The following is a 12,855-nucleotide window of genomic DNA, read 5'->3' on the forward strand; positions in this document are numbered from 1 at the left end:
CAGATTCAACGCGCAAGGGATAAGCAATTTTTCACGTGTAAATGTTTTAATGACGGCTTAAAATTTTGTGAGTGGCGGCACCTGGATTCGAACCGGGGACAACGCGGGTATGAACCGCGTGCTCTAGCCAACTGAGCTATACCGCCTAAAAAAATTGGTGGCGGGGAAAGGATTTGAACCTTTGACCTTCGGGTTATGAGCCCGACGAGCTTCCAGACTGCTCCACCCCGCGATTTGGCTTTAACGAATGGTGCCGGACGAGGGATTTGAACCCTCACGGACTTTACGCCCTCGGGATTTTAAGTCCCGTGTGTCTACCATTCCACCAGCCCGGCAACACAACGGCTATTTTATAATAAATATCGCTTTTATGCAAATATAAAGTTTTCTCATGCTGATATAATACACATTTATATAATGTCAGAAAATTTTTATAGGAGGCTATTAAATTGGCAGCAAAAGAGAGAGAGACATTTGGCAGCAGACTCGGATTTATTTTCTTGTCAGCAGGCTGTGCAATTGGACTCGGTAATGTTTGGAGATTCCCGTTTATTACAGGTCAATACGGCGGGGCAGCTTTCGTTCTTATCTATGTAGCGTTTCTGCTGTTTCTTGCAATGCCCATTATGGTAATGGAATTTTCTGTAGGGCGCGCGTCGAGATTAAGTCCTTCGCGATCATTTGAAGTTCTTTGTCCTGAACATAAAGTCTGGTCGTTATGGGGTTATGCTGCATGGATAGGAAATTGTTTATTGATGATGTTCTACACGACAATAACGGGCTGGATGCTGGCATACACTTATAATTCAGCTGCGGGAACTTTTGCGGGATTGAACACTGACGCAGTAGGACAATTTTTCGGCAAATTTCTTGAATCACCGACTCAAATGGTAGGCTGGATGACTCTAGCAGTCTTTATCGGTGCAGTTGTTTGCTTCTCAGGACTTCAAAGAGGAGTCGAGCGCGTTACAAAAATTATGATGTGCGGTTTGCTCTTAATCATGATTACTCTTGCTGTAAGATCTGTAACTTTGCCGGGAGCTGATAAAGGACTCGAATTTTACCTCAAGCCCGATTTCAATAAATTAATTTCGTCAGGTTTAGGCACGACTTTATATGCTGCATTAGGCCAAGCGTTTTTCACGTTGAGTCTAGGTATTGGATCAATGGCGATTTTCGGAAGCTACATCGAGAAAGATAGATCTTTATTCGGTGAAAGTTTAATAGTTACCGGTCTTGATACGTTTGTAGCACTGACAGCAGGATTAATAATTTTCCCGGCTTGCTTTGCTTATGGAATCAACCCCGGCGCGGGCCCAGGTTTAATTTTTGTTACACTTCCGAATATGTTTAACTCAATGCCGAACGGTCAAATCTGGGGAACATTATTTTTCTTGTTCATGAGCTTTGCTGCGCTTTCTACAGTTATTGCAGTCTTTGAAAATATTGTAGCGTGCTTCATGGATAAATTGAACTGGTCGAGGCAGAAATCAACAATTGTAATGGCTCTATTAATTTTTGTGTTCTCGATTCCCTGTGCATTAGGCTTTAATTTATGGAAAGATATTCAACCGCTCGGAGCAGGTACAGGAGTCCTCGATCTTGAAGATTTTATTGTGAGTAATAATTTATTGCCGATCGGATCAATTATTTATTTGCTCTTCTGCGTGAGTCGTTACGGCTGGGGCTGGGATAACTTCATAAAAGAGGCAGACGAGGGCAAAGGCCTTAAATTCCCGAATTACTTACGAGGCTATTTTACATATATAGTGCCGGTTATCATGCTTATTATTCTAGGAGTCGGCTATTATCAGACTTTCGCAAAATAATTTAGTTCATGGGAGAAATTATCAATGCAGGATTTAAATACGCGTGAAACTTTAGGGAGCAGATTAGGATTTATATTTTTGTCGGCCGGTTGTGCGATAGGACTCGGCAACGTTTGGAGATTTCCATTTATTACGGGTCAATACGGCGGGGCAGCATTTGTACTGATTTATATATTCTTTCTGTTATTTCTTGCTCTGCCGATTCTCGTAATGGAATTTGCTGTAGGCCGTGCGTCGCAAAAAAGTGTGAGTCAATCATTTGAAGTCTTAGCACCGAAAAATAAAATTTGGTCATTATGGGGTTATGCGGGCTGGTTCGGCTGTATATTATTAATGATGTATTACACAGTAGTAGCCGGCTGGATGATTGCTTATACAGTTTATGCGGGGGCTGGTATTCTTGAAGGCATTACCCCCGATGAGGTCGGAGCAGTTTTCGGCGGTCTCGTGTCAAATCCTGAACGCAGTGCATTATGGCTCTATGTTGCTGTATCGATAGGCTTTATAGTTTGTTGTGCAGGTCTGAGAAACGGAGTCGAGCGTGTTACAAAAATTATGATGTGCGGTTTGTTAATTATCATGGTTGCGCTTGCAGTAAGATCTGTAACTTTGCCGGGATCTGATAAGGGATTGAGCTTTTATTTGAAACCTAGCTTTGAGAATCTCACAGCAAAAGGATTCTGGACGAGTGTTTATGCAGCATTAGGACAGGCATTTTTTACGCTGGGACTCGGAGTCGGGAGCATGGCAATTTTCGGAAGTTACATCAGCAAAGAAAAATCTTTAATGGGCGAGAGTTTAATTATCACCTGCCTTGACACTTTTGTAGCGTTGACAGCAGGATTAATAATTTTTCCAGCTTGCTTTGCATATGGAATAAATCCGGGTGCGGGGCCGGGCTTAATATTTGTAACACTTCCGAACATGTTTAACTCAATGCCGAACGGTCGAATCTGGGGAACGTTATTTTTCTTGTTCATGAGCTTTGCTGCTTTATCGACAGTAATTGCAGTCTTTGAAAATATAATTGCGTGCTTCATGGACAAATTTAATATGAAGAGAGTCCCTGCTTCAATAATTACGTGCGTAGGAATATTTATTTTGTCTCTGCCGTGTGCGTTCGGGTTTAATATTTGGTCAGGATTCCAGCCTTTGGGAGCGGGTTCAAACGTGTTAGACCTTGAAGATTTTATATTGAGTAATAATATTTTGCCGATTGGGACGACGATTTATTTATTATTCTGCGTGACTCGATATGGCTGGGGCTGGGACAATTTCATTAAAGAAGTTGACTCAGGCGACGGACTCAAGTTCCCGAAATTTTTGCGCGGATATTTAACATATGTAGTGCCGGTTATAATGCTGATAATTTTTGTAGTTGGTTACTGGGAAAAATTTTTCTAGCTTTAACGGCTGATTTGTATTAAAATGGTTGTCGAGCAGTTCTCAAAATTTTATGGGAGCTGCTTTATTTTTGCAACTACATTTACAACTACAAAAACTCGCAAATTTTTTAGTGTACGCAAATGTTCATGAATAAAAATTTTTTCTTAACGCGATAAATTATGACTCACAAAAAAACTTTTTTCCCCACGTGCGACAAATTATGCCGGGCGTAAGAATCTGCACATTTTAGAGTGATATAAAATTTTTTCTCGAATGCGCTAATTTCTGTACAATAAATTATGAATCACAAAAAACTTTTTCCCCCACGTGTGGCGAATTATGCCGGGCGTAAGAATCTATACATTTTAGAGTGATATAAAATTTTTTCTCGAATGCGCTAATTTCTGTACAATAAATTATGAATCACAAAAACTTTTTTCCCCACGTGCGACAAATTATGCCGGGCGTAAGAATCTGCACATTTTAGAGCGATATAAAATTTTTCTCGAATGCGTTAATTTCTGTGCTATAAATTATGACTCACAAAAACTTTTTCCACGTGCGACTTCATTAATCACGCAGAAGAATCTATAAATGCGAAAAAATATTTTACAGCCGACCCGCTTGTGCATTATCAGCCGCTCCCGTCTGAAATAATTTCTTGCGCGAATATGCAAAAGTTTTTACAGCTATTCAATTACATTTGATACATAAAAATTTTTGTCAATGCGCTCTAGTGAATTATTATAATAGCAAATTTTTACAGATTGGGCCGGTTGTGCGTCATCATCTATTACTGTTGCTCACAACATAAATATTTTTTACACGTCATAAAGTGAACAGCTAATAAATTTTTCAAGTATTCATTATGTTATAATTATCGCAAGTTATAGAGGGAGGTTATTACAAATGAAAAAATACGTTTGCACAGTATGCGGTTACGTTTATGATCCAGCAGTCGGCGACCCTGATAACGGAATAGCACCCGGAACAGCGTTTGAAGATCTGCCCGACGATTGGACCTGCCCCCCTTGCGGTGTAGGTAAAGACATGTTCGAGCCGGAATAAATTAATCATGAAATAAAAATTTTTTCCTCTGTCATCAACGGCAGGGGATTTTTTTCTCGCAAATTAAAGTTTGAACATTCAGCACCGATAAATAACGTGTGAGGGCAGGGACGCCTGATAAAATACAAAGGACTGTAGCACAACGAATTTATAAATAAATTTTGAGAGACGGCTAAAACCGTTTGCAGGAGGCTAATATACAATGAGGATTTATCACAACATACCGGCACTCACAGCGTATAACTCGTTAAGCGCGACGAATACAGCTATGGAGAAATCAATTCAGAAGCTCTCAACAGGTTTGAGAATTAACTCGGCAGCAGATGACGCAGCAGGATTCGCAATCAGTGAAAAAATGCGTTCACAGATTAACGGACTCAATATCGCAATCAGAAACACTCAGGACGCTACGTCAATGCTTCAGGTCGCAGAAGGTGCACTCGGCGAGACTAACTCAATGCTTCAGAGAATGCGCGAGCTTTCTGTTCAGGCTTCAAACGATACATTGACATCACAAGACAGAAGTTATATACAGCTTGAAATCGATCAGCTTGTCGACCAGATTAACAGAGTCGCAACTACTACACAGTTCAACAAGAAGAGATTACTTGACGGCAGCTCGGCAGGTATTACATCATCAAGCAATTTGAGCGTTAAAGCATTCGTTCGCGGTTCACTCAGAGAGATTGACCAGTTCGGACAGAAAAAATCTTTTGAGGGCAACTATAAAATTAAAGTTACAGTCGATCCTAACCAGACAGGACAAGGACAAGTGCAGAAGTCAGCAATCATGACAATCAAGCACCCGAACGTCATTACAAACGTAGAGACAAACAGCAATGACGGAATTGTAAAAGTTGCAGTCGATAATTTACCCGCAGCAAATTTTGAAGTAACAGCAGATACAACAGCACCCACAGCAGCAACTGCTACTATTTCATCATTCTACGGCTTCGGCAATACAAGCGACAACCCTGTAGCTCTTGACGATGTTAATAATTACTTCACAACTACTCCTTCAGCAACAGCAGATATTAACAACGCAAGCATTTTATTTGAAATTACTTCTACGAGCGAGGACAGCATTACTCTTAAAGCACAGTCAAATATTTTAGGACTCGACGGAACAGTAAACAGTGCCGTAATGGAAAATATTATCCTGAAATATGACGGTACAACTCCGCCAACTGTTGACCTTTCTAAACTTGTTGACGCTAAAGACGCAAACGGCGCAGCTGTAGAAGGTGCTTTTACGATGTCATTCGGTTCTGGTGTAACAAGTGCTGACGATCTCGCGGTTATGCAGAGAGGAAATAAATTTGTTCTCAATGTAAGAGGCTTCAACGGTGCTACAACGACTACTGCTGCTGATATGGCTGTAAATATTGCCGCGACTCAGGATCCCGACTGGCCTTACAACTGGGCAGATAATACAGCGGGAGTAAGCGTTTTCGGCGATACAGATCCGGCTAACCCGAATCCTGACAGAACAATATCATATAATTTGAACTCTGCAGCGTGTCAGGAAAAAGATTTACATTTCCGTAATTATTATCTCGACAGCCAGAGAGGAACTATTTATGACGGCGATGTTATCGTTACAACCGACAGTAAATTTGATGCAGCAAGTGTGATTCAGAACGGCGACGTTCTCTCGAAATTTACAGCAGCTTACATCGGCAAGACAGCAACAGGAGATACAAAGCTCCGTGATTTAAATACATTCTGGAACACTTCCGGCGTATTCATGCTTGATAATCCTCAGACTATCACTATCACGCAGGGAGACGGCAAGAAAGCAAGCGTTACCCTTTATGCAACTGATACGCTTAATGAAGTCCGCGCGAAATTCAACAGCGCAATTGCAAACGATCTCGGCCAATCTCAATATGTAGACGGCGCATACTCTGATTATTTCTGCACATTTGTAGAAAAAACTCAGGGAGTCGACATGCCCGCGCAGGGTCTCGAAACAGTACCCGGCACGTTTATATTCAGGTCATTGCTTGCGGGGCCTGCAGGTGATTTGACGTTCAGCGGCGACGAAGATTTAATTAACACTCTTGCATTCAACGTCGTAAAGGACAGCTCCGTTGCAGCCTTCCAAGCATCAATTTATGACGCTCACACAGGTACGCCCATTGCAACAAATGTAAAAGTTTCTGATAATCACTTAATCGGAATCTTGCATGAAAACGTTGACATCGAATTTGACGCTATGGCCGGCGTTCAAGCAACATGGAGCGAGGCAGAAAGAAACTTCATTCTTACTCCTCAAAGCAGAGGCTATGAAGCAACAGTTCACATCGTCGACAGCTCTACAGTTTTCCAGATCGGCGCAAATGAGGGCGAAGATATTGCAATCGACATCGGCAACATGTCAGCAGCTTCACTCGGAATCACGAAAGTAAACGTTGCAACACGTGAGACAGCAACAAAGGCTATCGGAATCATCGATCACGCAATCATCATGGTATCGAGCCAGCGCGCTAAAATCGGTGCATATCAGAACGCACTTGACTACACAAGCGAGAACTTGACAACAACAATGACGAACTTGAGCGCAGCAGAGTCCAGAATCAGAGACGCAGACATGGCGCAGGAAATGATGGAGTTCGTAAAACTTCAGATCCTCAACCAGTCCGGCACATCAATGCTCGCACAGGCAAATCAGCTTCCACAATCAGTGTTAAGTCTGTTACAATAATAAAGTCAAAGGTATTTGTACTCATAAAAACTCCAATCTTTAGATCCGGAATCAAATCCGGGTCTTTTTTTTGTGTATGCATGTATATTTTGTTGTATAATAATCCCGATTTCATTTATATATTATTTAGGAGGAAATTTTTTATTATGGCTGTACGAGTTGCAATTAACGGCTTTGGCAGAATCGGAAGACTTGCATTCCGTCAGATGTTCGACGCAGAAGGATACGAAGTTGTCGCTATCAATGACCTTGTAAAACCCTCAATGCTTGCTCACCTTCTTAAATATGACACGACTCACGGAAGTTACAAGAAAAATAGCATTACCGCCGATGACGAGGCCGGAAAAATCACAGTAGACGGCAAAGACATTACTATTTACGCAAAACCCAAAGCAGAAGAACTCCCATGGGGCGAGCTTAAAATCGATGTAGTTCTTGAGTGCTCCGGATTCTACGCGTCAAAGGAAAAAGCACAGGCCCATATCACAGCAGGCGCACGCAAAGTAGTTATCTCCGCACCCGCAGGAAATGATTTACCGACAATTGTCTATAACGTCAACCACAAGACACTCAAGGCCAGCGACACAATTATTTCTGCTGCATCATGCACAACTAACTGCCTTGCACCTATGGCAAAAGCTCTTAACGATTTAGCTCCTATCGTATCAGGCTTCATGACAACAGTACACGCTTATACAGGCGACCAGATGATTCTTGACGGCCCTCACAGAAAAGGTGATTTACGCCGCGCAAGAGCAGCAGCCTGCAACATCGTCCCGAACTCAACCGGTGCAGCAAAGGCTATCGGACTCGTTATTCCTGAATTAGCAGGCAAACTTGACGGAGCAGCACAGAGAGTCCCGACTCCTACAGGATCAACAACGATTCTTGACGCAGTTGTCAAAGGCTCATGGACAAAAGAGCAGGTCAACGAGCAAATGAAGAAAGAAGAAACAGAGTCATTCGAGTACAACACAGATCAGATCGTTTCTTCCGATATTATTGACAGCACAGCAGGCTCAATCTTTGACGCAACACAGACAAAGTGCAAGCCCGCCGGAGATGATTTAACCCTCGTTCAGGTCGTATCTTGGTATGACAACGAAAATTCATACACAACCCAGATGGTAAGAACAATTAAATATTTCTCCGAGCTGAAATAAGCAAATTTTTTAGCATTGATTAAATTCTCCTGCCTGAGTCGAATCGGGCGGGAGTTTTTTATTTTGCGCTATAATATTTAAAATTTTTATTGGGAGATGAAAATTTATTCATGAAATTATTTCAGAGTCTGATGGGATTCATTTCGGCTGTAGTGCTTTGCGTTGTGCTGCATGTCGCAAGTAATATGTTTATTCCGCTTGTTATTGCATGGTTTATTTTACAAATTCTGCGTCCTGTCATAAAAATCGGCAAAACTTTAAGGCTTAATCCGTGGCTTAATATTACGCTTGTATTTGCGACTCTCACTATTGCGGGACTCGTAGGATTTAAATTTGTTGCTGTTCAGGTTGTCGAGTTCGGGCGGGTCTATGACGCTTATTCAGATAAATTAATAGAATGGTTCATCAATCTGCTAAAAACTTTGAGTATTCCTCCTGAAGCCGTGAAAAATTTTAATTGGATGGGATTATTGCAGGACAACGCTAGAAATATTTCAGAATTAGTTATCGCCCTATCAAGCAAATTTGTATTGACGCTGGTTTTCTTGATGTTCATGATGTTAGAGGCTCCATACTTGCAGGAAAAAATAAATAAAGCCTTTGGACGCAATGCAGAGAGAGTCCAGAAAATTTTAAGCACTATTTCAGAACAGGTCAGCCGTTATTTAGGGACTCTTGCATTAATCAGCTTTGTTACGGGCGTTTGTGCGTGGATTGTCTTAACCGTTCTTGATGTGAGACTTGCTGCGGGCTGGGGTGTCTTGACGTTTTTGTTAAATTTCATTCCGACAGTAGGTTCAATTATTGCGACGATTCCGCCGGTTGTTATGGCAGTGATTCAATTTTCGCCGGGGTTGTTCAAGCCTGTATTAGTTCTTGTTTCACTCACAACGATTCAATTGACGATCGGAAATATTATCACACCCAAAGTAATGGGCGACAGGCTCGGAGTTAGTCCCGTTGTAATATTGCTTTCACTATTATTATGGGGAATGATATGGGGGATTCCGGGTGCTTTATTGTCAACGCCGATAGTCTCAATTATAAAAATTGTCTGCGAAAATATACCGTCATTGAATTTTATAGCGGTCTTAATCGGCAGCGGAGATTTTGTGAGAAGGAGTCCGGTAATTACTGAGAAAAACTCAAGAGTCCCCGAAATTACTTCAGCCGTGAAAGAAAAAATTGCCAACGCAGCAAAGAAAATCGGCAGAAAGAGTCAAGAGAAACGCAAATAAAACTTGACTAATTATAAATCAGTCTCTAAAATATTTCACGGATTGAGGCGGTATAGCCAAGCGGTAAGGCAGAGGACTGCAAATCATTTAACCCCTGTTCTATTCTGGGTGCCGCCTCCAGATTTAAATCATTTCACAAATAATAAATTCCAATCTTTATGTTATACTGACTTCACAAATAATTTATCAGGAGGAAAATTTTTACATGTTAGGCTATGGGCTTGACCCGACAATAATTATTGTAATACCGGCTTTATTATTATCGATGTGGGCGCAGTCGCGTGTGAGTTCGACATTTAATCAATTCAGCCGCGTACAGGCTCGCAGCAATGTTACAGCCGACAACGTTGCAAGAATGTTATTAACTCTTTACGGAATGGGAAATATGCCTATAAATCACGTTTCGGGATCTCTAACGGATCACTATGACCCACGCAACAGGACTCTAAATCTTTCCGACAGCGTTTATAATTCACGGAGTATAGCGTCAATCGGTGTAGCAGCTCACGAGGTCGGGCACGCGATTCAGCATTTAGAGTCATATTCGCCGTTGATATTCAGAAATTCAATAGTTCCCGCCGTAAATCTTGCGTCAAGTGCTTCAATACCGTTATTTATGATAGGGCTTATTATGGGCAGCATGACACTTGTAAATATCGGGATAATTTTATTCACGGGGACTCTGATATTTCATCTTGTTACATTGCCGGTGGAGATTAACGCGAGTTCGAGAGCATTGAAATTATTAGAGCAGACTCACACGTTAGACTCGCAGGAATTATCGGGCGCAAAAAAAGTATTGACTGCAGCAGCATGGACTTATATATCGGCGGCTTTGATGTCGGTCTTACAGCTGGTAAGGTTATTGATGATTCGTAATTCACGGAGGCGTTAATTTGCGCGGAATTGAAGCAGCTTTAAAGATTTTGACGGAAAATAAAGACTCCGGCCCCTTTGCGTCAGAGTCTCTCCGAAAACTTGCAGACCGTGAAAAAATGAAAGCTCCTGATATAACGCTTGCATCGTCGTTGATTTATATAGTAATGCGCAGGCGTGAGCTATGGGAAAAAATTGCAGATGAATATTTGCGCGCAAAAGAGTCCCTTCCTCCCGAAGTCTATATCAGCGTAATAACAGGTGCAGGCGGGATACTTGAGTTACGCAGATTTTCTGAAGGCGTGTTAATTAACGGCATTGTCGAATATCTCAAGCGCAATAAAAATTTTGTAAAATATTCCGGTCTCGTTAATGCAGTCTTGCACAAGATAAAGGAGTCAGCCTCAGGGAAACCCGAAAAATTCAAGAAATCGCCGAGTCTCGAAGGCCGCGCGCTTTGGGCTGGTGTTCCGTCGTGGTCATTGCCTGTTTGGATGCGCACATGGTCTCGTCAGGAATTGAACGAATTATTTGCGCTTATGGATATGCCGTCGTACTCGTCATTAAGGGTCAAGCCCGGAAAATTTGATGAAGTCATGCAGTTATTATCGAGTCAGGAGATTCAAGCTGTAAAATCTGATATTTCTGACGCTCTGCACCTTAACGAGTCAATTTTACCGCGAAATTTGCCGGGATTTGCTGAAGGTTTATGCACTGTTCAGTCGGAAGGCTCGATTATTGCTGCATCGCTCGTGAAAAAATATTATTCGGGTTCTGGAGTGATTCTCGATATGTGCTCAGGACGAGGAGTAAAGGCCGGGCAAATATTACAAGAGTGCGATAATGCAAAAATTGAGTGCTGGGAGCTTTCCGGCAATAAGTCAATTAATGCGCAGAATGAATTACAAAGATTAGGAGTCAATGAGCGTGCATTAATGAAGGTCGGTGATTCTCTCGTTCTTTTGCCTGAAGATATACCGAGCTTTATAATACTTGACTCGCCCTGTTCGTGTTCAGGGACATGGAATCGCAAGCCTGAGTCAAAATGGCGCATGGACTGGAAAAAATTAGACGGTTTTGCATCAATGCAGAAAAAATTACTAGATCGTGCTATAAATTTATGTGTGTCGGGCGGTTATGTGTTATATATTACGTGCAGCCTGTTGAAGCCCGAAAATGAAAATGTTGTTGCTGACGTTCTAGCAAAGCATGATGACTGTATTGAAATTCCGATAGATTTGCGCGGTCAGGCATTTCATCGTGGCAGACCCTACGGTTTATACATATGGCCGTCTAGTGCATGGCTTGACGGGTTTTACTGCGCGTTAATATTAAAGAGGTAGGGAGGATTTAATCACTTGGGAAAAATATTAAAAATTGTATTGTTATTCGTCATGATGATTATATTTGCGTCGGGTGGAATAGCTGTCTACACTGTATTTTTGCGGCCTGAAGTTGAGGGAGTTGTCCCGGATCTGCGCGAACGTTCTATAGTTGACGCTGTTGCAGAGGCTGAGAGACTCGGATTTGTCGTTCAGGTTGAGTACGCTGCGTCCACTTTGCCGGAGGGCCGAGTCCTTGCACAGTCGCCAAATTCCGGCGTTAAATCGCGTAAAGGTCAAGTCATTGTCTTGCAGGTGAGTCAAGGAGGCGGAGAACTTCACGCGGTCCCCGATGTCAGAGGCAAGACTTTAGCAGACGCGCAGAATTTAATAAAATCGCAGGGATTCTCATTAGGCGACGTAATAAGAATCAGAGAACCTAACACCGAAGCAGGAAAAGTAATCGCACAGAGTCCGGCATTTCCCGCAAATATTTCATCAGGGCGAAAAATTGATTTGTTAGTTCAAGAGGGCAGCGCGTCAAACGGAAATATTACGATTCCAGATGTTAATCGCATGACCGAGAAAGAAGCACGCACAGTTTTAGAGGCCGCCGGAGTAAAAGTTCAGGGAGTAGACAGAGTTTACAGCCCGTTATTGCCTGAAGGACTCGCAATTGAGACCAAGCCCGCCGCAGGAAGTGCAATAAAAGCAGGTCAAAGCGTAATATTAAAGCTCGCTACACAAAAACGTCCGGCAGGATTCATGGACTCTGACAGCAATAATCCGAACGTAAGGCGCGTAACTAATCAGCCTCAGAATCAGCCCGCACCAGCACCCGCAGCACCAGCCAAGCCCGCAAATAATAATCGAGTCAGCGTTCAAGTTCCAGGCCAAGAAGAAGTCTTTATCGGTGATGACTATGTAACGATTCCAGAGCCTGCGCCGTCAAGAACTCAAGCAAATAATAATAATCGCACGCAGACTCAGACTCCAGCACCTTCACAGCCTGCAAGCACACCCGCACCAGCTCCAGCAAGCACAGGAGGCAGCAAGACAGCTCGAATCCGTTATGTTGTACCGCCCATTGCCAGGCCTATGGACTTGCGAATCGAAATAACAGATCCGTCCGGAAAGAGAAACGTTTTGAGTCGTCAGGTAAGGAGCGGAGAAAGCATTAACACAACAGCAAGCTATACTAATGAGTGTGTGATAAGCATTTTCTTGGGCGGCGAGTCAGTTTGGCAGGAAAGGCAGAAATAAACC

Annotated in this window: 9 protein-coding genes and 4 tRNA genes; 10 read left to right on the forward strand and 3 right to left on the reverse strand. The window is 42.5% G+C overall.

All coding sequences use genetic code 11. The features are described 5' to 3' along the window. Positions 1 to 72: 72 nt before the first annotated feature. From IJT21_05105 to IJT21_05115, 3 genes are all read right to left on the reverse strand, one after another. Positions 73 to 146, reverse strand: a tRNA-Met gene (locus IJT21_05105). Between the two features lie 9 nt (positions 147 to 155). Beyond that, positions 156 to 232: transfer RNA gene (locus tag IJT21_05110), tRNA-Met, on the reverse strand. Positions 233 to 248: 16 nt separating this feature from the next. After that, positions 249 to 335, reverse strand: a tRNA-Leu gene (locus IJT21_05115). A 108-nt stretch (positions 336 to 443) separates the two neighbouring features. Between IJT21_05115 and IJT21_05120 the strand changes: the two genes are divergently transcribed. The 10 genes from IJT21_05120 (at position 444) to IJT21_05165 (ending at position 12,852) form a co-directional block, all read left to right on the forward strand. Next, positions 444 to 1,829, forward strand: coding sequence for a sodium-dependent transporter (locus IJT21_05120; GenBank protein ID MBQ7577633.1), 1,386 nt, complete (start codon positions 444 to 446; stop codon positions 1,827 to 1,829). Between the two features lie 24 nt (positions 1,830 to 1,853). Next, positions 1,854 to 3,233 (forward strand): sodium-dependent transporter, encoded by a 1,380-nt coding sequence (locus tag IJT21_05125; protein MBQ7577634.1) that lies wholly within the window; start codon positions 1,854 to 1,856, stop codon positions 3,231 to 3,233. An 891-nt stretch (positions 3,234 to 4,124) separates the two neighbouring features. Further along, positions 4,125 to 4,283, forward strand: a complete 159-nt coding sequence (locus IJT21_05130; GenBank protein MBQ7577635.1) for a rubredoxin — start codon at positions 4,125 to 4,127, stop codon at positions 4,281 to 4,283. Positions 4,284 to 4,485: 202 nt separating this feature from the next. Further along, a complete protein-coding gene (locus tag IJT21_05135) occupies positions 4,486 to 6,990 on the forward strand; it encodes a flagellin (protein ID MBQ7577636.1) in 2,505 nt (834 codons plus the stop codon). 146 nt (positions 6,991 to 7,136) lie between these two features. Continuing rightward, the gene (gap, locus tag IJT21_05140) at positions 7,137 to 8,153 is read left to right on the forward strand and encodes a type I glyceraldehyde-3-phosphate dehydrogenase (protein ID MBQ7577637.1); all 1,017 of its coding nucleotides are present in this window, start codon (positions 7,137 to 7,139) and stop codon (positions 8,151 to 8,153) included. Between the two features lie 110 nt (positions 8,154 to 8,263). Next, a complete protein-coding gene (locus IJT21_05145; GenBank protein MBQ7577638.1) occupies positions 8,264 to 9,391 on the forward strand; it encodes an AI-2E family transporter in 1,128 nt (375 codons plus the stop codon). Between the two features lie 46 nt (positions 9,392 to 9,437). Further along, positions 9,438 to 9,511: transfer RNA gene (locus IJT21_05150), tRNA-Cys, on the forward strand. 85 nt (positions 9,512 to 9,596) lie between these two features. Beyond that, on the forward strand, positions 9,597 to 10,286 hold the full coding sequence (locus IJT21_05155) for a zinc metallopeptidase (GenBank protein MBQ7577639.1): 690 nt from the start codon (positions 9,597 to 9,599) through the stop codon (positions 10,284 to 10,286). A 1-nt stretch (position 10,287) separates the two neighbouring features. Continuing rightward, the gene (locus IJT21_05160; protein ID MBQ7577640.1) at positions 10,288 to 11,610 is read left to right on the forward strand and encodes an RsmB/NOP family class I SAM-dependent RNA methyltransferase; all 1,323 of its coding nucleotides are present in this window, start codon (positions 10,288 to 10,290) and stop codon (positions 11,608 to 11,610) included. A gap of 15 nt (positions 11,611 to 11,625) precedes the next feature. Then, entirely contained in the window at positions 11,626 to 12,852 is a 1,227-nt protein-coding gene (locus IJT21_05165) for a PASTA domain-containing protein (protein ID MBQ7577641.1), read from the forward strand. Positions 12,853 to 12,855: the final 3 nt, after the last annotated feature.

Source organism: Synergistaceae bacterium (assembly GCA_017443945.1).
Taxonomy (GTDB): domain Bacteria; phylum Synergistota; class Synergistia; order Synergistales; family Aminobacteriaceae; genus JAFUXM01.